Below are 23,201 nucleotides of genomic sequence, written 5' to 3'. Positions count from 1 at the left end.
GCTATGAAATATTTCATTCAATTTATTATATTAAGTTTAATAAGTTTAACAACTTTTGCGCAACGCCCAACCAGTTTTTCCTATGACCCTAATACTTTTATAACCGAGTTTGAAAGTTTTATAAAAACAGGTAAAAGCGAAGTAAAAGACGAGCTGGAAAATTTCAGTGCCAATTACAATACAGGCAAGTTTTCCCTCCCTCAAAAACAACAAGTGGTTCGTTTATGTAACGATATGTTACAACAACAAATGCAACCAAATACCGAGTTCTACGCCTATATTAAAACAGTGAATGCTTTAGTGTCAAATAACCAGATGAATAAATTTGACAACTGGCATAAAACACTGATTGGAGCAATCAAAAAAAACAAAGATGAATTTGTTCGATTCTTGAATGTATCGAGAAATATTTTTGCCGAAAATGTAATGTTACGAGTAGGTAGTTTTTTGTGGGTTTGTAACGCAACGGATGTTGATTTGAAAATGGAAGGTCAGGCCACTTTTATTTTTAAGTCGCTTGATTTATTTTGTTATACACCAGGAGATACGTTTGAAATTTATAAAACTACTGGAAAATATTATGCAGGTACCAATCAGTTTGTAGGAAAAGGCGGTAAAGTGGATTGGACAAGGGTAGGTATTGACTCTTCGCGTGTGTATGCAAAACTCAATAATTATAAAATTGATTTGAGCGATGGATTAATGATTGCCGACAGTGCCTTATTGTTTTATAAAGATAAATTTAAAGAACCTGTTTTAGGCCGGGTAACCGATAAGCCTCTTGGAAGTGCGCAAGGCGATAAATCTATTTACCCTCAGTTTGATGGATACTCAACCCAGTTTACCGGAGTTACTTATGGCAAAGCTAAATTTAAAGGCATATTTGGTTTAAAAGGAGCTTTAATAGTTGGTAAAGGATCGCCAACCCAAAAGGCCGAATTGTATTTTTATTTTAAAAACAAACCCGTTTTAAGAGTAGCCAGTGAAGAGTTTTTTATAAGGGATAATAAGATTACCAATGATAAAGTAGAGTTAACTATCTTTTTGGATAAAGATTCCGTTTATCATCCACAGCTTAGGTTCTCTTACAATGTTAAAGAGGATTATATCAGTTTGTACAGAGATACTAAAATGGGTATAAGCGCAGCCCCTTTCGTTGATTATTTTCATAACATGGAAATATACGTTGATGAACTGCAATGGGATATTAACAACCCCAAAATTCAGTTGGATAATATTGCCAGTGATGACCCGGCTAAATTTCAATCTATCAATTATTTCAGAGATATTATTTATGAGCGCATACAAGGTGTTTTGGGTTATAATCCATTGCAACGCATAAAACAGTATTGCGAAAAAAACAATTCCAATACATTTACCATTGAAGAATATGCAGCCGCATTCAAAAGCAACATAAGCGATATAAAATTGCAAATGATAGATTTAAATGACAGAGGTTTTTTAAATTTAAATGACAAGAAAAACATAGTTACCATAAAGCCTAAGCTTAAAGATTACGTAAATGCGCATTCAGGCCGAACCGATTTTGATGCGATTAGTTTCAGGTCAACCATTAACGCTATCCCCAATGCGGCCATCAGTTTAATCAATAACGATTTAATTATACAAGGTGTACCTAAATTTTATTTTAGCGATTCGCAGAACGTATATATAGTTCCCAAAGAACAGGTACTAACCATTAAGAAAAACAGGTCGATGGACTTTAGCGGTAAACTTCGCGCGGGTTTAGCAGATTTTTATGGAAGTAATTTTACTTTCGATTATACAAAGTTTGATATTCGTTTGAACAATGTTGATTCACTTAAATTTTTGTATTACGATGATTCATTGGGTTACTTTGCCAATGTAAAAAGTGTTATTCAGAATATATATGGTAACCTGCAAATAGATCATCCGTACAACAAGGGAAGTAGAAAACGCTACCCGGGCTTTCCTAAATTTACCAGTGAGGTTGCTTCAAAAATATTTTACGATTACCCAACTACACAAAAAGGAAACTACGACCCCGAAAGATTTTATGTAAACGTTGATCCTTTTCAATTGGATAGTTTGAGTGATTTAAATTTATTGACCTTAGCATTACCTGGTACATTAATAAGCGATGGAATATTGCCGGAATTACCACGCGATATCAATTTACAACCCGATAAATCATTAGGCTTTTTTATTCCGGCAGAGGAAAATAGGGACTTTAAACTATATAAAAACAGAGCCAATGCTAAAATGAGTTTACGCTTGAGTAATGATGGTTTAATAGGCGATGGACAAATATTTTATTTATCATCAACCTCCACGAGTAAGCGGTTTATATTTTTGTTAGACAGTATGAATGCGGAGTGCGAAGCCTTTAAAAATGACCGTTCAGCGAAGTTTCCAACCATTATCAATTCAAAAAACGTGTATAATCATTGGATTCCGTACCACGATTCCATGTTGGTTTCCAATAGAGGCGAGCCTATTAAAATTGCTTACGAAAAAACAGAGCTGAGAGGAACACTGGTGCTAACACCTGAAAAAATGACAGCTAACGGTTCCATTAAAATTGAAGATGGAGAACTATTGGATGATAATTTTGAATTGCGGGCCGTTGAGATTTTAAGTAAAGAATCCATATTCCGCCAACGCTGGCCGGGCGACTCAACACGTATAGCCTTTGAAACGAAACAAGTTGATGCTTATTTAAACCAGGAAGAACGGTATGGGGAATTTACCTATTTAAAACCGCATGAAATAAACAATGTGTTTTACTTAAATAATTACGAAGGTAGTTTTGAAAAAATGCGTTGGGATTTTAACGCACGTACCATGGAATTTACCGGAAAAACGTATGAGCAAAATCCAATTCAATCAAGCTTTTTAGTTTCTAAAAAAACAAGCCAAGACAATCTAACTTATAAAGCCGGTAACCTAAAGGTAGGTTTAGCTGATTATATTATGCATATAAAAAAGGTACCATTTATAAACGTGGCCGACAGTAGAATTATTCCTGATAGTGGCGTAGTTACCGTAAGAGCCGATGCTGAAATGGATGAGTTTTACAATGCAAAAATTCTTTCAGATACCATTAATAGTTACCATAAAGTGGAGCAAACCACGGTAAAAGTAAACGGACGAACAGATATAAGAGGTCAGGGAAATTATATTTACCTGGATAAAAACAAAAAAGCCCAAAGGTTTTATTTAAATGAAATATACATTGAAGATAAAAAATATATGGGAGGTAAAACCAATATTCCGGATTCCATTAACTTTTTAGCAGGACCAAAATTAGCTTTTCAGGGAAATGCAATTTTACACTCATTCAATAAAAATTTGGAATACAACGGACATTTTAAACCATTGCATAGTTTACATTTTCCCAGAACCGATTGGTTTAGGTCAGCAGCGGTTATTAACCCCGATTCAGTTTATATTGACTTATTACCACCTATATCTAATTTAAACAGGCAAGCCTTGTACTGTGGAATGAATGTAACCATTGATTCACCACACGTTTATCCGGCCATGTTTACGCGTAAACGTGTTACCAGCGATTTTGAAATGATTAAAGTAGAAGGAACTTACACCTACAATGAAAAATTTGAAGAATTCAGAATTGGTCCTTATGATAAAGTATTTAGCAAGCCAACCAGAAAAGGAAATTTTTTAGCCGTAAGTGAAGCCAAAAAATCCATTTATGCCGAAGGTAAATTTACCTTTGGTTTTGACCAGCCTAAATTTAAAGTGCCCGTTGCAGGCAGTTGTATATATAATTTAAAAGACTCCAGTTTCAATATGCATTTGGCTATGATACTTGATTTTCAAATGCCGGGCAATGCTATTAAGTTAATGTACGATACCTTAACAGATCAGTCAACGAGTGCATCCAATAACTATTACGATAAACAAATACTCAATTTAGCCATACCCGAATTAGTAGATGAAAAAGTATTGAAAAAAATACTTGGAGACCCGAGTGATGAGTTAACAGGGAAACTAATTGAAGATTTATTTAAAACTATATTTATAACAGATTTAAACCTGAAATGGAATCAGGCAACACGTTCATTTATCAGTGTAGGCGATATAGGCATTCGCAGTTTCGATAAATATGTGTTTGAACGCAGGGTACAAGGCAGAGTAGAAATAATTAAGAAACGTGCAGGCGATGAGATTATAGTTTACCTGCAACAAAACAGGGGCAGTTGGTACTACTTTAAATACACCAAAGGAAGCATGGGCATTTTAAGCAGCGACCCGGCCTTTAATGAAATTATAAAAACAGCAGGCGAAAAAAGTTCATCAGAAGGTTTTACGCTCAGAGCGGCCAGTATGAGCGATAGAAATAAATTGCTAAAAGCAATGAAAGAAAAATAGCAGTAAAGGCTAATCTTAGCACATTAAGATTAGCCTTTACTTTATGTATGGATTTTTTTTATTTTTTTTATACTTTGCCAAGTCTAAAATTATAATTAATGCTGATATACATTTTGCTTTTAGTTGCTTATTTGCTGGGTTCAATTCCTACGGCAGTTTGGTATGGAAAAACTTTCCATAAAATAGATGTAAGAGAACATGGAAGTGGAAATGCAGGTGCTACCAATACACTGCGTGTATTAGGAAATAAAGCAGGCTTTATTGTTTTGTTCATTGATTTGTTAAAAGGATTTTTGGCAACCAGCCTTGTTTTCTTTACCAATTACCAATGTGGTACACAGCCCTATTTTAATTACCAGATGAGTTTGGGAGTAGTAGCTGTTATTGGGCATGTATTTCCTGTATTTGCCCATTTTAAAGGTGGAAAAGGCATTGCTACCTTATTGGGTATGGCTATTGCCCTTAATTATCAGATAGCATTGATATGTATTATTACATTTATCATTATTGTTTGGTTAACAAAATACATATCGGTAGGTAGCATAAGCGCTGCTATACTGGCTGCTTTATTATCATTTTGTTACTATAGGGAGAACTGGATAGCCAATGTGTTTTTTTGTGCAATAGCAGTAATGGTTGTATACACACACCGAGCCAATATAGCTAGGTTAAGAGCAGGTAATGAAAATAAATTTGCCTTTAAAAAATAGCTTATTTCAATTTTTTCTTGTCTTCAATTAAAGCCGGTACAGTTGTACCCAGCGGCTTTTCCCCATTAGCAGCAGCTCTTTTTTCAATTACCTTAAAAGTGGCCGTAGTTTTTTCAGAGCGAACAAAAGGCTCAGTTCCTACCAGTCTAATCGTATATTCTCCGGGAGGAGTTAAACTGTCAGTCATAATTAATTCAAACTGGCCTTGCTTATCATCGGAAAAGTCAACGTAATCATCATCAAAGTCAGTATTGGCTTTGGTTAGTTGTAAAACAGTATGGTTGTCTTTACCAAAAAAACCAAATGTTTTAAAAGGAATCAATATTCTTTCCCCAACTACATAATCAGGTTCTATTTGCCAGTCTACCTCAATTCTTGGTTTAAGTTCTGACGTTATTTGCTTAGTAATATTATTCTCATGGTCAATCATATACAAAATGCCTTTGCGTAAAAAACAACTGGCATATTTTGCATTACCCTGATCAATTTTTACCCACTGAATACCATCATGGTCATGAAAATAAATATCACCGGCTTGATTTAAAGCATAAAAACCATTGCTATCAGATTCGATATTGACAATAATGCTATCTACCAAACCAAGGTTAACCGGTTCGTAAGAGTTTCCATCGTCATTGGTTTTAACTACCCCACGAATAGCAGAAGCAATAAACAATACATTGCTGTTTTTTTTATAATAAGTAATACCGGTAATTTTGGTAACAAATCCACTTCGGCTAAATTCAATCCACTGGTCCGATTTTGCCTCCTTTTGATAAACCCCTGCGGATGAAACAGTACAAATTAAGCCATCAAAATTTTTAATAATGTAAGCAGAAGATGCCATCAATCCTTTATTGATAATATCAGCTTTTACATCCACCTTGTTTATACTGTTTAGCCTGAATTTTAAAATACCCAGTTGAGCTGAACATACATAAATATATTTCTCGTTTTTAGTAATGCCATTACATATTACATTTTTAAAATCGCTATAAATATGGTGTTCGTTAGTAATGGTATTAAATAGGACCAAGCCCTTTTCACATGCCAGAACCAAATTGTTGTTTACCTGTATAGAGCCAAATACACGCCCTGTTTTTAACGATAAGTCAATAACCTGTTGTTCCTTGTTTTTACTTTTGTTGAAAATAAATCCTTCGCTGGTTATACTTACGTTGGCACTTTCATTTTCATAATAATCAATAATTGAAAACGATTTAATATCACTACCAACCTGTAAGGTAGTATTGGTTTTGTTTACGTAGTATAAGCATTGACCTTCTGTATTATTGTATAAAATATTGCCATTACTTAATAGTGATGCATTGTTGCAGTTGGTTTTAATAACAGTACTTACTTGTGCATTAGCCATATTAAATTTAGCTATTTCACTGCCTGTGTTAAAAACCACCATATTATCAGCAGTGCCAATAATACTGCTTGCAGTAGTTGTGTTGTTAACGTAGTCTGTTTGTTTGTTTAGTATGTTATATATGCGAAGCCCCTGTTCCGTGTTGTAAATAATACCATTGCTGCTTTGATGAATTGTTTTAGCAGAATCTAATTTTATGGTTTTTACAAACAAGTGCTGTTTGGTAAATTCGTATATAAAATTACTGTTGGTTAAAGCAATTAGCTTAGGCCCGGTTATTAAACTTTTTATGTAAAATGGTGCTTTGTAAAAGTCCTTATTGTTGGCAAATAATAAGCCGTCAGCAAAAGCTATAACCAATTCATTGTCGTAAGCTGATACTGATTTTATAATTTTAGTAGATTCAAAGTTAAAAGCCATTTCCCAACTTTGCAGACTGCTGTTAAAAGAGAAAACTTGGTGGTCATTCCACGCTAATAAAGAATCGTTATACTGATAAATTCCTTTTATATTGGTAATAGTAGCATGTTGTTTATTGGCTCCCGACTCTGCATCTAAACAATATAAACTATTGTTCTTTCCTAAAACAAAAAGCGATGATTTAAATAATTCAGCATTTTTGAAAATGAGAATATTGGGAGCATTATTGGCTTTGGTAATAAAAACAGTAGCTGATAAAAACAATAGCATAAAGCAAGCTTTATATAGTATTTGGCTTATAGCATACTGATTGTTTGTATTTTTTTTCATTGTTTTAGCTGAAAAACAGCTGCATAAATAGGTTTTTCTACTGATTAAATAAAAATTATTTCTGTAAAGCACTGTTTTTTAGCATTTTTATTTGAAATATGCTGCTATTCAAATAAAGGAAGAAAATAAAAGCTTATCGAAAACATTTCACGAGCAAAATAAATTTATTTAAAGGATGGGTAGTTTAATAAGTATGCACAATTTTTATTGTTTGTTAATAATTGTGTACAATTTTTAATTTAGTTCAAGCTAACTATTTTGTTTGCATACGCCCACTTAATTAATATTTTTGAAAGCCCAAATTTGTAATTTTAATAATTAAAATTAAAGGGATTACGTTTAATGTACATGTCAAAAGAAAAAACAAAAGAATTAGCTGAAGTTGATGTGCTTGATGCAATTGAGTCGGGCGCAAAGGTTGTTTTATATAATGACGATGTGAATACATTTGATTGGGTAATTGAATGCTTATGTGAAATATGTGAGCACGAAACTTTGCAAGCAGAGCAATGCGCCATGCTTGTTCATTTTAAGGGTAAAGCGTTGGTGAAAAAGGGAGAAGAAGATAAAATGAAAAGCATTTGTCAGGCTTTATGCGATAGAGGATTATCAGCAGTAGTAGAGTAATTTTAAAAAATATACAATAAAGGTTTAACCTTTAACTTATTAAATATGTTAAATAAAATAGTAGCCAATGCCGATGAGGCAATAAAAGATATACAGGATGGTGCCATCATTATGTTAGGTGGTTTCGGATTGTGTGGTATTCCGGAAAACAGCATTACAGCTATAGTTAAAAAAGGAATTAAGCAACTTACCTGTATCAGTAACAATGCCGGTGTCGATGATTTTGGAATAGGCTTAATGTTAAAAACACGTCAGGTAAAAAAAATGATTTCATCATACGTTGGCGAAAATGCTGAATTTGAACGTCAATTGTTAAGTGGTGAATTAGAAGTTGAGTTAATTCCCCAGGGCACTTTAGCTACCCGTTGCATGGCTACAGGTTACGGTATGCCGGCTATTTTTACTCCGGCAGGTGTAGGTACCGAGGTCGCCAATGGTAAAGAAACAAGAGAGTTTGATGGTAAAACATATTTATTAGAACATGCTTTTAAATCAGACTTTGCTATAGTAAAAGCTTGGAAAGGCGACACACATGGTAATCTTGTTTTTAGGGCCACTTCGCGTAATTTTAATCCATTAATGGCTATGGCCGGAAAAATTACCATTGCCGAGGTAGAAGAGTTAGTACCGGCAGGAGAACTTGACCCCGATACGATTCATACACCCGGAGTTTACGTAAACAGAATATTTAAAGGAGAAAACTACGAAAAACGTATAGAGCAAGTTACTACCCGACCTAAAGCGTAAGCATGCACCCAATTGTACCAAATAAAATTCATTTTAGAAACCTCGATGTGCTACGTTGTGTTTGTGCTTTAATGGTTGTTTTGGCACATTCATACGAAGGTTTTTGCGGTTGGCTGGGCAGTCCACTTATTGCATTTCCGGTACTTGATGCCAAGGTTAGGTTATTTATAGGCAACCTGTCAATTGGGGTAGATGTTTTTTTTGTGATCAGTGGTTTTCTAATCACCTATTTGCTGTTAAACGAAAAACAAACTTCCGGTAATATACATATTGGAAAATTTATTATCAGGCGGAGTTTACGCATTTGGCCACTGTACTTTTTTGCTATATTTTTTGGATTCATTTTAATTTACTCCTCCAACCGTTCAGCTCCTGATTATGTAGCCAATTTACTCTTTTTAAATAATTTTAATGCTATTAGAATTGATGGATGGCAATTCCCGTTTGCCCATTTTTGGTCTATTTGTGTGGAGGAGCATTTTTATATAGTCTGGCCATTTATATTGTATTTTACTTCGATAAAAAATGTTCCATTTGTAACCCTTTTTTTTATTGGTGTCAGCATTTTATCACGCTGGTATTTTGCAGAGTTCTCAACCAATTTACAAATGAATTTACATGTGAATACGTTGGCCAGAATCGATGAAATATTGATTGGTGCTTTGGTTGCCTGGATTCATTTTAAAAAACCAATTGTTATCAATACCGATACCAAAACAAGGCTTTTGGTTTATACAATTTTTATTACCTTACTATTTGTTGACGGTTACAATAATTGGGGAACAGGAATATTTGATGTTCTGTATAAAAAGTACATATACCTGGGCTTAATCGTTTTTTGGATGTGCAATTATTTATTCAATCCCGAAGCACTTTTAAATTTTAAGCACAAAAACTTTATTCATTACTTAGGAAAAATTTCATTTGGTATTTATATATACCATAACATGCTTATAGAGCCATTTATATCAAGGGTTGTTATCAGGTATTCTATAAAGAGTTTCTGGGTTTACGAAATAGGCTACTTAGTTGTAGTAATAGGTATATCCATACTTAGCTATGAACTTTTTGAGAAATATTTTTTACGCTTAAAGCAAAAATTTGAAATAATAAAAACAGAACGTTAGTAAACGATTCAATATAAATTATACAATTAACTATGTTAGATAAATTTGGAATAGCAAAACGTATTGCAAAAGAGTTGCAAGATGGATATTATGTAAATTTAGGAATAGGTATTCCTACCTTGGTTGCTAACTATGTTCCCAAAGGTATAGAAGTTATTCTGCAGTCAGAAAACGGCTTATTAGGCATTGGCCCTTTTCCGTATGAAGAAGATGTGGATGCGGATTTAATCAATGCAGGTAAACAAACGGTAACTACTACCATAGGCTCCAGTTTTTTTGATAGTGCAATGAGCTTTGGAATGATTCGTAGTGGCCGGGTTGATTTAACCGTGTTAGGAGCTATGGAAGTAGCCGATAATGGCGATATAGCCAATTGGAAAATTCCGGGTAAAATGGTAAAGGGAATGGGAGGAGCTATGGATTTAGTTGCCTCAGCTAAAAATATAATTGTAGCCATGCAACATGTAAACAAAGCAGGCGAATCAAAATTATTGAAAAAATGTACTTTACCCATTACCGGTTTAGGGTGCGTAAAAAAAGTAGTTACCGAGTTAGGTGTGTTTGATATAACCGAACAAGGATTTATGTTATTAGAATATGCACCGGGCGTTACCATTGATTATATTAAATCAAAAACAGAGGGACGTTTACAGGTAGCTGATAACGTTTTTGAAATGAGTTTATAAGTTTTACCATGAAAAAGTTTTACCAAGACCAACCCCTGAGCTTTATATTAATTGTTGCTTTTATAGTAAGGTTAGTAGCTGTAATTTTTAGCCAGGGATATGGCATGAGCGATGACCATTTTTTAATTATAGAAGTAGCCCAAAGTTGGATTGATGGCAGAGACGACAGCCAATGGTTGCCGGGGCCAACAAATCCTAATGCAGTGGCCACAGGCCATGTTTTATTATATACAGGTTTTCACTATTACTTTTTTAAATTATTAGCTCTCATTGGAATAGTAGAGCCTAATTCAAAAATGTTTATTGTTCGTTTATTCCATGCTTTGTTGTCACTAATAGTAGTAAAATATGCTTATAAAATTACTCAAAAATTAAGCAATGACAATGATGCAAAAACAGTAGCGTGGATGTGTGCTTTGCTGTGGTTTATTCCTATGTTAAGCGTACGTAACCTGGTAGAAGTAGTTTGTATTCCACCATTAATATATGGCACCTGGTTAATTGTAAGCAACGATAAAAAAACCATGCTGCAATTTCTATTAGCCGGCTTTATTGCAGGTTTGGCCTTCTCAATACGTTTTCAAACCTCTACTTTTATTGCAGGTTTAGGCTTGGTAGTTTGGTTTCAACACAAGTTTAAAAGTGCCTTTTTTTATGGTATAGGTGTAATACTATCCTTGTTCGTTTTTCAGGCAAGTATAGATATGATTATTTGGGGTAAACCCTTTGCAGAGTTTATAGCGTACTCGCAGTATAATGTAGATAATGCTTATAATTATATTGTAGGTGATTGGTATAATTATTTGCTGCTTTTAGGAGGTATTTTAATACCACCAGTAAGTTTGTTTTTATTCTACGGATTTGCATTAAGCTGGCGCAAGCACCTGATATTATTCCTGCCTGCATTCCTGTTTTTTGTATTCCATTCTGCTTTTCCAAATAAACAAGAACGATTCATATTACCCATAGTTCCGTTTGTGGTTATGGCGGGTGTAATTACTTTTAATCAGCTAAAAGAAACCAATGCTTTTTTACTGAGAAACAAAAAGTTTGTAGCTGGTAGCTGGAAATTCTTTTGGGTGTTTAATACTATTGTATTAATTGCATTAACACCTTCATCTACCAAATTAAGCAGGGTAGAGGCCATGAATTATTTATCAGATAAAACAGATGTTAATTCATTTATACTAGAAAGCAGTAACTCAGGTAACGTTTTAATGCCAAGGTATTATTTACAAAAATGGGTACCTTATTACAATGTAACCAAAGAAGAGCCTGCCGATACCTTATTAGCCAATTTAAAAAACACACACGATGAATTACCAAACTATCTGGTTATAGGTGAAGCCGAAAAACTAGTGCAGCGTTTAGCACCTTGTATTAAAAACTTTGGTAAGGTTCAATATTTAACCACTATCGATCCCAGCTTTTTAGATAAGTTTATGCATTGGCTTAATCCATATGGAAACGAAAATCAAACCTACTATATTTATAAGTTTGAAAGATAGTTATAACAAGTACTAACCACTCACTATATTGACCAATTATATTAATTTACATACACACCGAAAACCCAGGGTTGATGGAGAAATAGCTTTGCGAAATGGTTTCCTAAAGAGTGTAGATTTTGGTAAGGTTAATTATCCAATTTCATTAGGTTTACATCCTTGGCATGTACATAAAACTAATTTGACCTGGGCTTTAACACAAATAAAGCAATACCATACAAAAATTATAGCCATTGGAGAATGTGGTTTAGATAGAGTTATTCAAACTCCTATAGAGGTACAGTTAAATGCTTTTCATAGGCAAATAGAATTAGCCGCTACTTACCACTTGCCTGTTATAGTACATTGTGTTAAAGCCTATGCCGATTTTGCTGCTATAGCAAAACAATATCCACAGGTTTCATTTGTATTACATGGTTTTTCGGGCAATGCAGCTATTTTACAAATGCTATTAGCTTTTGAAAATGTTTTCTTTAGTATGGGTAAATATTTATTCAATCCAGCATCAAATGCCAGTTTAATAATAGCAGATGTGCCCTTAAACAGGTTGTTTTTAGAAACAGATACCAGTAAGTATTACATTGATAAAGTATATGAACAGGCTGCGCAAATTTTAGAGATGGAAGAAACAGTTTTAAAAAATCAAATCTTTCATAACTTTGCGCTGCTTTTTAAGCAATAAATTAATTTGTAAATGAAAGAAGTACAACCATGGATGGGCCGCACCGAACTTTTGTTGGGTCCGGATAAATTAAAAACTTTAGTCAATTCTAATGTATTAGTAGTAGGTTTAGGTGGAGTAGGTGGAATCGCTGCAGAAATGATAGCCCGTTCAGGGGTTGGTAAAATGACTATAGTAGATGCTGATACAGTTGACCCAACCAATAGAAACCGCCAGATACCCGCTTTAAAAAGTACTGAACACAAAGTTAAAGCAGATGTTTTAGCAGAACGTTTATTAGATATTAACCCGGAGTTAGAGTTGCAGGTTTTACCCGTTTATTTCCGTGACCAGATAACCGAAGATGTGTTAAATAACAATAAGTTTGACTACGCTGTTGATTGTATTGACACGCTTTCGCCCAAAGTATATTTTATAAAAGCGTGTATAGATAAAGGTATTCCTATTGTAAGCTCAATGGGTGCCGGTTCAAAGGTTGATCCGACACGTTTAAGAGTAGCTGATATTTCAGAAACATACAATTGCCATTTGGCTAAGTATGTAAGAAAATACCTGCACAGGTTAGGTGTTTATAAAGGAGTAAAAGCTGTTTTCAGCGATGAGCAACGTATGCCCGAGTTTCAAGTGGTAGAAACACCAAACGATATGCGTAAAAAATCAGTAGTAGGTACTATTAGTTATATGCCGGCAGTATTTGGTTGTACCGTTGCCAGTGTTGCTATCAGAGATTTATATAATCGTCAATAATTTCCTATTTTTAATAAGAAGGGGGGTTAGAACCTTTTTCTGATAAATGCGTTTAACCCAAATGAATAAGGATACTGTTTTATCCAACTTTCATCGTTAATAATATTAGATAAACTTGCTTTTACAGTAGGCATAAATCCTATCGAAATGCCAGGATTAGCAGGTAAGTTGTACATTATTTGTGGCTGAAAAGTAAAGAACAGCGTGTTTTTAACTTTAGGGAAATCGTCTTTTCCATTTACTTCATAAATACCAATATTGTCAGTGCTGATAATATAAGTATTTACACCGGTAATAATACCCAAGCCCAAACCTGATTGTAAAGCAAATTCAAATTTTTGGTTTTCAAATACTTTATAAGTAATAAATAAAGGTATTTCAGTATAAGAGTATTTTAATTCAGCCGTGTATGAACCTCCTGTAGTAATAGTATCGGCACCGTGTTGAAAATTTTCACCTTGCTTAGTAGGGTAATTATTTTTTGGTGCTTCAACGCTATAACTAAGCGTTTGTTTAAAATTAGCTAAAATAATTCCGGAGCTAAGCGTAAAACGTTTATTCAAGTCATATCCAATTAAGAAACCACCATTAATATCGCTTGCAGAGCGTTCTGTTTTTTCGCGTAGGTTAATATTAGCAGTTGCATTGGTTTGATTGTTTCCTGCAGTATAATACATATTGCCAAAGGCAAAACCTGCATAAGCTAAAATAGTTAAACGTTCTTTTTTTAGTGAAGGTCCAGTATAGTCATTTTCACTTGCTTGGTTGTTTGCCATGCTTTTTACTTGGGTACTTTCAGTAGCGGTATCTACTTTGTTAGTTAGTACTTCAGCTACAGGTGTTGAGTCAATTTTATTTTGTGCCAAAATATCACTGTTGCCTTTGTTTTCTGAACTTATTGTAGGCGTATTATTGCTAAGTGTTTTATCGTTGTTGTTGGTTTCTTTTTTAGCAATAGGTTCATCATTGCTGTTAGCGGTATTATTACCTTCTAAAGCACCTGTTTTGCCTAGTGTGCTGGCAATTGTATTTTGGTTGTTTTGTGGAATAGTGTTAGATTCAGTAGCAGTTGTTGCAGCATTTGTTACGTTGTGCTTCCCTTGTGAAACAATAGCATTGCTAGTAGGTAGGTTTTCATTTTCTCTAACAGAGGCAACGTTTGTGTTTGCTATTTCAGTACTATTATTATGTGATTGTGCTGATAAATTAGGTCTGTTACCTGAATGACTTTTCTCCGCTAAAGCCAACGTGTTTTCATGAGTAGTTCTAGTTGGAGCATGAATACTGCTGGTTGTAGTAGTTTCGGTTATGGTTTGTGCATTGGCATCAGACGTTTTGTTGTTTAACCAAACAAATGCTTCCGGATGCGTTAAGTCAGCAGTTAAGTTATTTATATTGTTGGTGTACTGGCTAATGAAATAACCGGCTATTAAGCCAAAAGTTAAAACAACACCGGTCCATAAATAAATCAACTTTTTATTCATTTGGGTAGCGATGAGTGGTAATTTTTTCTCAATGGCTAACCATACATTTTGGCTGGGAGTAGTTTCTAATGAACTAAGTTTTGAAGCAATGCTTTTTTCAAATTTATCTTCCGGTAAATTTTGGGCAATACTCTCCCACAAGGCCTCATTTGGTTTAGCCTCGAAATTGTCAAATTGCTCTTTTAGCTTTTGTTCAAAGTTATTTTGGTTCTTCAAACGGTTCATTCATTATTTCGTAATGTTGACATAATACTTTTTTCATCCAGTCTCTCGCACGTGAGTATTGCGATTTACTTGTTCCAATAGCAATGCCAAGTTGTTCACTAATTTCTTTATGGGTAAATCCTTCTACCGCATAAAGATTAAAAATTAATCTGTATCCGTCAGGCATTTGTTGAACAAACGCCAAAATTTCTTTTACCGAAATTTTCGAAACCACATCATCATCATATTTTGCATCGTAATCACGTACATCAAGGTCTTCCTTAAAATGGCGTAGCCTGTGTTTGTATAAATTAATAGCATTAAATACTACCACACGTCTTACCCATCCTTCAAAATTGCCTTCACCCCTGTATGTATGTAAATTTTGAAATATTTTAATAAAACTTTCCTGTAACATGTCTTCTGCTTCTGCACGGTCTTTTGCATAACGCATGCAAACGCCTAGCATTTTTGATGCGAAGTAATCGTACATTGCTTTTTGCGCCACACGATTTCCTTCTTTGCAACCAGAAATCATATCTTCAATGGAAAGATGCATGTATTGGTTTAAAGTTGAATTTGTTTAGGGTGTTTAAATATAAGTCAAGTTACGTCAAATGGAGGTTGCACTTAGGTATTAAAATTTTATTTTAAATAGCCACTGGACAAAACTTTCTTACACGCTGTTTATATAAAATTTCCAGTGCAAATGTAGTGCGATTTGCCTATTTTTTGCCTTTTGACAGAGACGGTTTTATATTTTTAAACCATTCTGGTGCACATTGTGCTGGAAAATAGGCCTAAAATGAGGTGTTTATGGCTTATAAGTATAATTTTTTTATGAATAATAGGGAGACTAATTTGTGAATGAAAATCGGCTTTTATGTCGTTTTATCATTAAATCTATTAGCTGATTAACGACAAAATAATTATTATTTAATTCGACTGTATTGTGTTTAAATGTTAGAAATTCAGCTTGTTATATCCATTTTCTGAAATGGGGGCAAGGTGACTTGTTTTTAGGTGTCGTAAATTTGTCATACTAATATGCAATGGCACAATAAGTGTGTAAATGCAAAACATAAATCATCATTGATTTATATTTTTCTACAAAATTTAATAAAAAAAATAAATATGTCAGTATCATTAAAACCATTAGCCGACAGAGTGTTGGTGGAGCCAGCACCGGCAGAAGAAAAAACAGTAGGAGGAATTATTATTCCTGACACAGCTAAAGAAAAGCCACAAAGAGGAATTGTTGTTGCAGCAGGAGCAGGCAAAAAAGATGAGCCTATGACAGTAAAAGCAGGCGATACCGTATTGTATGGTAAATACGCAGGTACCGAAGTTACTGTTGATGGTAAAGAATATTTAATCATGCGTGAAAGCGATATTTTCGCTATTGTTTAAAATGTTTCAAAGGATGTGGGTTGATATAAATTAAATCAACAGCATCCTTAAATCAAAAATCTTAGATCAAAAATCAAAAATTAGAATTATGAGTAAAAAAATATTATACGGGGTAGATGCGCGTGATGGTTTAAAACGCGGAGTTGATGCTTTAGCTAATGCAGTAAAAGCTACTTTAGGACCTAAAGGAAGAAATGTAGTAATAGATAAAAAATTTGGTTCTCCATCAGTTACTAAAGACGGTGTTTCAGTAGCCAAAGAAATAGAATTAAAAGACCCTATTGAAAATATGGGTGCTCAAATGGTAAAAGAAGTAGCTTCAAAAACAGCTGATATTGCTGGTGATGGAACAACTACAGCTACCGTTTTAGCACAAGCTATAGTAGCAGGCGGAACTAAAAATGTGGCTGCCGGTGCTAATCCAATGGATTTGAAACGTGGTATTGACAAAGCGGTTGAAGCCGTTATTGCCAATTTAAAAGCACAATCAAAAGAAGTTGGAAACGACAACAAAAAAATCCAACAAATTGCAGCTATTTCAGCTAATAATGATGAAGTAATAGGTACTTTAATTGCTGATGCAATGGCTAAAGTAGGTAAAGAAGGTGTTATTACTGTTGAAGAAGCAAAAGGTACTGAAACGGAAGTTAAAACAGTAGAAGGTATGCAATTTGACCGTGGTTATTTAAGCCCTTATTTTGTAACCAATGCTGAAAAAATGGAAGCAGATTTAGATGCTCCTTACATTTTGATTTATGATAAAAAAATCAGCAATATGAAAGAAATATTGCCAATTTTAGAACAAGTTGTTCAAACGGGTAAACCACTTTTAATTATTGCTGAAGATTTAGAAGGCGAAGCATTGGCTACTTTGGTAGTAAATAAAATTCGCGGTTCTTTAAAAATTGCTGCTGTTAAAGCTCCTGGTTTTGGTGACAGAAGAAAAGCCATGTTAGAAGATATTGCTATCTTAACTGGTGGAACTGTTATAAGTGAAGAGCGTGGATTTAAATTAGAAAACGCTGATTTAGCCATGATGGGTAGAGCAGAAAAAGTAAACATTGATAAAGACAATACTACTATTATCAATGGTGCCGGAAGCAAAGAAGATATTGCTTCACGTGTTGGCCAGATTAAAGCACAAATAGAAAATACTACAAGCGATTACGATAAAGAAAAATTACAAGAACGCTTGGCTAAATTAGCCGGTGGTGTTGCAGTACTTTATATTGGTGCAGCTACCGAAGTAGAAATGAAAGAGAAAAAAGACCGTGTTGACGATGCTTTACATGCTACACGTGCTGCAGTTGAAGAAGGTATTGTAGCAGGTGGTGGAGTTGCCTTTATCAGAGCTATTGATTCATTAACTAACTTAAAAGGAGCTAATGAAGATGAGAATACAGGTATTCAAATTATACGCAGAGCTTTAGAAGAACCATTGCGTACAATTGTTGCCAATGCTGGTGGTGAAGGTTCAGTAGTTGTAAATAAAGTGCGTGAAGGTAAAGACGACTTTGGTTACAATGCACGTACTGAAGTTTACGAAAACCTGATTGCTGCCGGTGTAATAGACCCTACTAAAGTGAGCCGTGTTGCATTACAAAATGCTGCAAGTGCTGCCGCTATGATTTTGACTACTGAATGTGCTTTAGTAGAAGAAAAAGAAGCTGCTGCTCCTGCTATGCCGGGTGGAATGCCAGGCGGTATGGATGGTATGTACTAAAATAATCAAATAACTATTTATTAATAGTTGTTGATTATCAAATATAAAAGGCTCGAAACCAGCAATGGCTTCGAGCCTTTTTGCATTGGAATAAAAATATTTGTAAAGAGAAGTGTAATCATTATTTTGCTCACATATTTAAAAACTACAACCAATGAAAAAAATTCTATCCATTGTAAGTGTATTGGCAGTAATGGTTATTGCCGGTACAAGTTCAGCTAAGGCTGAAAGTTACGTAATTAATGATGATGCAGTAGAAGCTGTTTTTGCAGCGGCTGTTGCTGCTCCGGTAAGTGTTGATTATATCAACGCTGCTCCAACTATTCCAACAGAACAAGCTAAAGTAACAGGCGGTAAAAATGCATGGGTTGCTTTTGCGTTGGCGTTTATTGTTGGTGGTTTAGGTATTCACCGTTTTTATTTAGGAACTGCTACCTTAACCGGTATTGGTTACATTTTAACATGTGGTGGTATTTTTGGTATTGTTCCTTTTGTTGACTGGATTGTTCTTTTAGTAGGAGCAATTGAGAAAGACATTAACAAATACGAAGACAATACTAAATTCTTCATGTGGTAATCACTAAATTATTAAAATGAAAAATCCCGGATATAATTGATATATCCGGGATTTTTTTTGCCATTTAATTAAATGTAGTTATAATGGAATTGTTTAGTTCTTTATTGATAGCATCTACCTTTACTTGGTTATACTGAATGGCATTACTAACAGCATAGTTTATTCCTCCGCCATAAAAGGCATATGATATAAAGAAGCCGCTGAATACACCTGTAACATAATAGCCATTAAAAACATTATAAGCGCCCCATGCTAATCCTGATAAAATAAGCGTTGCATTGATAATGCCATGCGTTGTTTTTCCTACATACATATGCCCGGTTCCCGGTAAAAAAGTTTGTAGAGCCTGTGCAGTTTTGGTTGACTTAGGTTTAAAATGTAAAGCATTTTTATACAATTGATGAATGCTGTTAGAATCCATTTTGCCTTTGTTTAATTGAATAAGCAATTGCTTGGCTTCTTCCCATTTCTGGCTTCTGTTTAAATTTAAAATATCGAGCAATACTATTCTTTCCCTATTATATGAAGTATCATTTATAAAGTACTTTATTTTAGTTAGGTTTAAATCTACCTCAGCATTGTTATCGGTTAAATAATTCAATATGGCCAATTGATAATAATAACTGAATTTAATGCTGTCATCCAATTCGTTTTCATTTATTCTTACCAGTGTTTCAATGGCTTTAGGATAGTTTTTTATTGTTTTTAAATAGCGGGCTTTTTCAAATAGTATTTTATATTGATTGGTTACATTATCAGTATTGTTATAAATAGCCTGTTCATAGGCTATTTCTGCATGTAAGGAGTTGTTGCTTTTATATAAGCTATCAGGTAGTTTTACTATTTGAGCATTAGTTATAATAGCTCCTAAGCATAACATTACACTGTAATAAAATCTCATTCTTCCTGTCAAAATTAACCTCCTTTCTGTTCTTTAAAATATAAAAATAACTACTCCATATATTACCAATATAGAATAAAGAAGCAATGGCTGAAAAGGTAATAAACCGTGGAGAGTTTACGCCCGCTTTACTTTGACTTTCAATTAATATAAGTGCTAGTGGTATATGGGTTAAAAAGGTACTCAAACCATCGTATGGCTTATTGGCGTATACTTTCCCCAAGCCAGGTACTATGGCTGAAAGACCTGCAGCTACAAGCGGACTTTTTTTATGCTTTTCACTGTTAACCCTCCATTTGTTTAAAGTTGCCTTTAAACTTTGATAATAATATAAGGAGTCGTTTATGGTGCGCTGTAAACTATCGTATTGTTGAATATTATTTTTTATTAAAGCAATAGCTGCATGCGAAATATTTACTATTTGATTGAATACACTATCTGAAGGATTATTAGCAGGAAACCTGCTGATGATATATTGCTCCGAACTGTCGAGATAGGCTAAACCAATTACTTCATATAGTCTGGCTTGTTGTAAAAAAAGTGAGTTGGTACTTACTTTATTCAATGCATTTACAGCAGATGTAAAATCCTTTTTATCAAAATGTAATTTGCCGCTAAAGAACAATAAGCTATCCAATACTTGTGGATTGCTTGTTATTTGGCTGCAATTATAAAGGTATAATAAGGCTACATCATTTTCTTTTTGATTGATTAAGCTTTTGTAAAATGAATAATTAAATACCTGCTGCGCTTGTAATTTAAAAAGCAGTTGAATGCCTAATAACAAAAAGAATAAAGTAAATTTCTTCATTTAATTATGCTTACAACTATAATCGTCAGCCGAATCGTTGAAACGATTGTGTTTATTTAGTTTCTTTAAGTCTAAACCTAACAATGTAATTCTGTTACACTTTTGTACTCGGTCGGCTGCTAAAAACATACCTTTTATTAAGCCATATTTTTTTATACAATCTTTGGCATATTCGCTACATGAAGGAGAGTATAAGCAACTGGCATTTATTTGCGAGGAAATAATATTTTGATAGAAGAACATCAAGCCCGAAAAGGTTAAATTGATTGGGTTATAAGTTTGCCATTTGCTTTTGTGTAAATGAGTATAAGGTCTTATGGGGGTTTGTGGTTTAAACGTTGTTTCTTTCTGTTTTATTAGGGCAATATCAATGCTGTCAATTTGTGCATGCACAGAATGAGTAAAAGTACTTAGTATGATTATAAAAATAATTGCTCTCATTTGTTGCCGCTACTTTTTAGTTTGGCATTGGCCGGTATATTAAAATCAAAATAAGAGTTGTTGCTGGCATTATTTACTTTTATGTTGGAGTATATGGTTTTTTCAACAGTCGAATCACCATTATCAAAATAACTGATATGTGTAATGGCTAAAGGAAAATTTAAGTTCAATACTTTGGTATAATTATAATAATAACTCTTCTTAATAGCTTTGTTTTTATTATTGATAAATTTAAGGAAAACAGGCTTGCCTTGCTGGTAAACAAGCTCTACTGAATTAAACATTTTCATATACTGAGCAGGTGGTACCCAGCTTGTAACTATATATCCATTTTCTACTTTCGAGTTATTTAATTTAAAGCCTAAACTGCGTAAACCCAATTCATTGTTTCTGTCTTTTAAAAAATAATACAATGAAGTGCTTTCTGTCCCTTGGTTATAATTAAATTCTTTGTAAACTTCATTTTCCCTGGGGTTGTAAATGTTTAAATCGCCTTTTGTGTTATTAATAACTACTGTTTCAATTGGCGATAATATATGGGTTACCATTTTGCCATCAGCCGCATAAAACACATCGGCATTGGTAATGACTAATTTGCCATTGATAACCTTTTTGCTTTGCATGGTTAAGCTAATACGTTCAAAATTTTCGTTAGCCGTTTTAAAACTGAGCAAAGCTAAAATGAAAAAAACTGTAACCAATTGGAGTCGGTTACAGTTTTTAAATAAAGTTTTATTATGCTTTTTATTTAGCATAGTTAACAGCTCTACGTTCTCTGATTACGGTTACTTTTATCTGACCAGGATAGGTCATTTCGGTTTGTATCCTGTTCGATAAGTTTAATGAAATCATTTCTGCTTCTTCATCAGTTACTTTTTCGCTTTCAACCATTACACGTAATTCACGGCCTGCTTGTATAGCAAATGCTTTCTCTACACCTTTAAAGCTTAAAGCCATATCTTCTAAGGTTTTTAAGCGTTTCATATAGTTTTCGGTATCTTCTCTACGAGCTCCAGGGCGGGCTCCGCTAATAGCATCGCAAGCCTGTACTATAGGTGAAAGCATGCTGGTCATTTCTATTTCGTCATGATGCGCTCCAATGGCATTAATTACTTCCGGATGCTCTTTGTATTTTTCAGCCAGTTTCATTCCTAATAAAGCATGCGGAGTTTCTGCATCGTCATCTGGCACTTTACCTATATCGTGTAATAAGCCGGCACGTTTAGCTAATTTAACGTTTAAGCCTAATTCTGCTGCCATGGTAGCACATAAGTTGGCTACTTCACGGCTATGCATTAATAAATTTTGTCCGTAACTTGAGCGGAAACGCATACGGCCAACCATTCTGATTAGTTCTGGGTGTAAGCCATGTATACCTAAATCAATACAAGTACGCTCTCCTGTTTCTACAATCTCGTCCTCAATTTGTTTTTTTGTTTTGGCAACAACTTCTTCAATACGGGCAGGATGTATACGTCCGTCTGTCACTAACCTGTGAATAGATAGGCGTGCAATTTCTCTTCTGATAGGATCGAAGCAAGAAAGGATAATAGCTTCCGGTGTATCATCAACTATAAATTCAACACCTGTTGCTGCTTCTAATGCTCTGATATTACGTCCTTCTCTTCCAATAATTCTACCTTTCATCTCGTCACTGTCAATATTGAAAATAGAAACGGCATTTTCTATAGCATGTTCAGCTGCGGTACGTTGGATAGTTCCTAAAATTATTTTTTTAGCTTCTTTGTTGGCAGTTAATTTTGCTTCATCAACAATATCTTTTACGCGGCTTAAAGCTTCTGTGCGGGCTTCTTCGGTTAAAGTTTCAACCAATTGTTTTTTTGCTTCGTCAGCAGAAAGACCAGCTATTTTTTCTAATTGTTTTTGTTGATTGGCTAGTGCTTTTTCCGCATCTGCTTGCTTTTGTTTAACTACTTCCTGCTGTTTAGTTAAAGTCTGTTTTATCTGTTCAAGCTCGTTATCCTTTTTGGTGGCTTGCTCTGTTTTTTGTTTTAAAGAGTTTTCAACTTGTTTTAGCCTGTTTTCATTTTGTGCTACTTGATTATTGCGTTGTTGAACTTCTTTTTCGTGTTCAGCCTTTAATTGTATAAATTTTTCTTTGGCTTCTAACTCTCTTTTCTTCTTGGTAATTTCGGCTTGCGCTTCGGCATCCTTCATTACATTTTCTGCTTTACTTTTAAGTAAATTATTGTTTATGAAAAACATAATGGTAGCACCTGCTCCAAATGTTACCATGGCAATAATTACTATTAAAAAAATGTTCATTTGTTTGTGGTTTAATAAATTAGTAAAA

General features: G+C 34.2%; 20 protein-coding genes. 12 read left to right on the top strand and 8 right to left on the bottom strand.

Annotated elements, in window-relative coordinates; genetic code table 11:
- Positions 1 to 3 precede the first annotated feature (3 nt).
- Complete coding sequence (locus V4538_11560; GenBank protein MES2381672.1) at positions 4 to 4,377, top strand: hypothetical protein; 4,374 nt, start codon at positions 4 to 6, stop codon at positions 4,375 to 4,377.
- Between the two features lie 98 nt (positions 4,378 to 4,475).
- Positions 4,476 to 5,087, top strand: coding sequence for a glycerol-3-phosphate 1-O-acyltransferase PlsY (gene plsY, locus V4538_11555; protein ID MES2381671.1), 612 nt, complete (start codon positions 4,476 to 4,478; stop codon positions 5,085 to 5,087).
- A gap of 1 nt (position 5,088) precedes the next feature.
- On the opposite strand, the gene V4538_11550 is transcribed toward plsY, so the two are convergent.
- On the bottom strand, positions 5,089 to 7,212 hold the full coding sequence (locus V4538_11550) for a hypothetical protein (GenBank protein MES2381670.1): 2,124 nt from the start codon (positions 7,210 to 7,212) through the stop codon (positions 5,089 to 5,091).
- Positions 7,213 to 7,560: 348 nt separating this feature from the next.
- On the opposite strand from V4538_11550, the gene V4538_11545 reads away from it, so the two are divergent.
- The 7 genes from V4538_11545 to V4538_11515 are packed head-to-tail and all read left to right on the top strand — an operon-like array spanning position 7,561 to position 13,336.
- Positions 7,561 to 7,839 (top strand): ATP-dependent Clp protease adaptor ClpS, encoded by a 279-nt coding sequence (locus tag V4538_11545; protein MES2381669.1) that lies wholly within the window; start codon positions 7,561 to 7,563, stop codon positions 7,837 to 7,839.
- 45 nt (positions 7,840 to 7,884) lie between these two features.
- Positions 7,885 to 8,586 (top strand): CoA transferase subunit A, encoded by a 702-nt coding sequence (locus tag V4538_11540; protein MES2381668.1) that lies wholly within the window; start codon positions 7,885 to 7,887, stop codon positions 8,584 to 8,586.
- Between the two features lie 2 nt (positions 8,587 to 8,588).
- On the top strand, positions 8,589 to 9,713 hold the full coding sequence (locus V4538_11535; GenBank protein MES2381667.1) for an acyltransferase: 1,125 nt from the start codon (positions 8,589 to 8,591) through the stop codon (positions 9,711 to 9,713).
- 32 nt (positions 9,714 to 9,745) lie between these two features.
- Positions 9,746 to 10,399 (top strand): 3-oxoacid CoA-transferase subunit B, encoded by a 654-nt coding sequence (locus V4538_11530; GenBank protein ID MES2381666.1) that lies wholly within the window; start codon positions 9,746 to 9,748, stop codon positions 10,397 to 10,399.
- 8 nt (positions 10,400 to 10,407) lie between these two features.
- The gene (locus V4538_11525) at positions 10,408 to 11,907 is read left to right on the top strand and encodes a glycosyltransferase family 39 protein (GenBank protein ID MES2381665.1); all 1,500 of its coding nucleotides are present in this window, start codon (positions 10,408 to 10,410) and stop codon (positions 11,905 to 11,907) included.
- Between the two features lie 28 nt (positions 11,908 to 11,935).
- Positions 11,936 to 12,589, top strand: coding sequence for a TatD family hydrolase (locus tag V4538_11520; GenBank protein ID MES2381664.1), 654 nt, complete (start codon positions 11,936 to 11,938; stop codon positions 12,587 to 12,589).
- A gap of 12 nt (positions 12,590 to 12,601) precedes the next feature.
- Positions 12,602 to 13,336 (top strand): tRNA threonylcarbamoyladenosine dehydratase, encoded by a 735-nt coding sequence (locus V4538_11515; protein MES2381663.1) that lies wholly within the window; start codon positions 12,602 to 12,604, stop codon positions 13,334 to 13,336.
- A 26-nt stretch (positions 13,337 to 13,362) separates the two neighbouring features.
- Here the strand turns inward: V4538_11515 and V4538_11510 are convergent, their stop codons facing one another.
- Both V4538_11510 and V4538_11505 read right to left on the bottom strand, forming a co-directional pair.
- Positions 13,363 to 15,045 (bottom strand): hypothetical protein, encoded by a 1,683-nt coding sequence (locus V4538_11510; GenBank protein MES2381662.1) that lies wholly within the window; start codon positions 15,043 to 15,045, stop codon positions 13,363 to 13,365.
- Positions 15,020 to 15,583, bottom strand: a complete 564-nt coding sequence (locus V4538_11505) for a sigma-70 family RNA polymerase sigma factor (GenBank protein MES2381661.1) — start codon at positions 15,581 to 15,583, stop codon at positions 15,020 to 15,022. The genes V4538_11510 and V4538_11505 overlap by 26 nt, the downstream gene beginning before the upstream one ends.
- Positions 15,584 to 16,158: 575 nt before the next feature.
- Here V4538_11505 and V4538_11500 point away from each other — a divergent pair.
- The 3 genes from V4538_11500 (at position 16,159) to V4538_11490 (ending at position 18,734) form a co-directional block, all read left to right on the top strand.
- Positions 16,159 to 16,434, top strand: coding sequence for a co-chaperone GroES (locus tag V4538_11500; GenBank protein MES2381660.1), 276 nt, complete (start codon positions 16,159 to 16,161; stop codon positions 16,432 to 16,434).
- An 88-nt stretch (positions 16,435 to 16,522) separates the two neighbouring features.
- Positions 16,523 to 18,157 (top strand): chaperonin GroEL, encoded by a 1,635-nt coding sequence (groL, locus tag V4538_11495; GenBank protein MES2381659.1) that lies wholly within the window; start codon positions 16,523 to 16,525, stop codon positions 18,155 to 18,157.
- A gap of 154 nt (positions 18,158 to 18,311) precedes the next feature.
- Positions 18,312 to 18,734: a TM2 domain-containing protein gene (locus V4538_11490; GenBank protein MES2381658.1), complete on the top strand. Its 423-nt coding sequence runs from the start codon at positions 18,312 to 18,314 to the stop codon at positions 18,732 to 18,734.
- Positions 18,735 to 18,798: 64 nt separating this feature from the next.
- Here the strand turns inward: V4538_11490 and V4538_11485 are convergent, their stop codons facing one another.
- The 5 genes from V4538_11485 to rny form a co-directional block, all read right to left on the bottom strand.
- Complete coding sequence (locus V4538_11485) at positions 18,799 to 19,635, bottom strand: hypothetical protein (GenBank protein ID MES2381657.1); 837 nt, start codon at positions 19,633 to 19,635, stop codon at positions 18,799 to 18,801.
- On the bottom strand, positions 19,586 to 20,446 hold the full coding sequence (locus tag V4538_11480) for a hypothetical protein (GenBank protein MES2381656.1): 861 nt from the start codon (positions 20,444 to 20,446) through the stop codon (positions 19,586 to 19,588). Before V4538_11480 ends, V4538_11485 begins: the two co-directional genes overlap by 50 nt.
- Positions 20,447 to 20,887: a membrane protein insertion efficiency factor YidD gene (yidD, locus tag V4538_11475; GenBank protein MES2381655.1), complete on the bottom strand. Its 441-nt coding sequence runs from the start codon at positions 20,885 to 20,887 to the stop codon at positions 20,447 to 20,449.
- Positions 20,884 to 21,561 carry a hypothetical protein gene (locus V4538_11470; GenBank protein MES2381654.1) on the bottom strand — a complete coding sequence of 226 codons (678 nt, stop codon included), beginning with the start codon at positions 21,559 to 21,561 and terminating at the stop codon, positions 20,884 to 20,886. Before V4538_11470 ends, yidD begins: the two co-directional genes overlap by 4 nt.
- A 70-nt stretch (positions 21,562 to 21,631) precedes the next feature.
- A complete protein-coding gene (gene rny / locus V4538_11465) occupies positions 21,632 to 23,173 on the bottom strand; it encodes a ribonuclease Y (protein ID MES2381653.1) in 1,542 nt (513 codons plus the stop codon).
- Positions 23,174 to 23,201: the final 28 nt, after the last annotated feature.

It is taken from the genome of Bacteroidota bacterium (assembly GCA_040388375.1).
Taxonomy (GTDB): Bacteria; Bacteroidota; Bacteroidia; order UKL13-3; family UKL13-3; genus JAAFJM01.
This window is presented reverse-complemented; position numbering and strand designations above follow the sequence as displayed.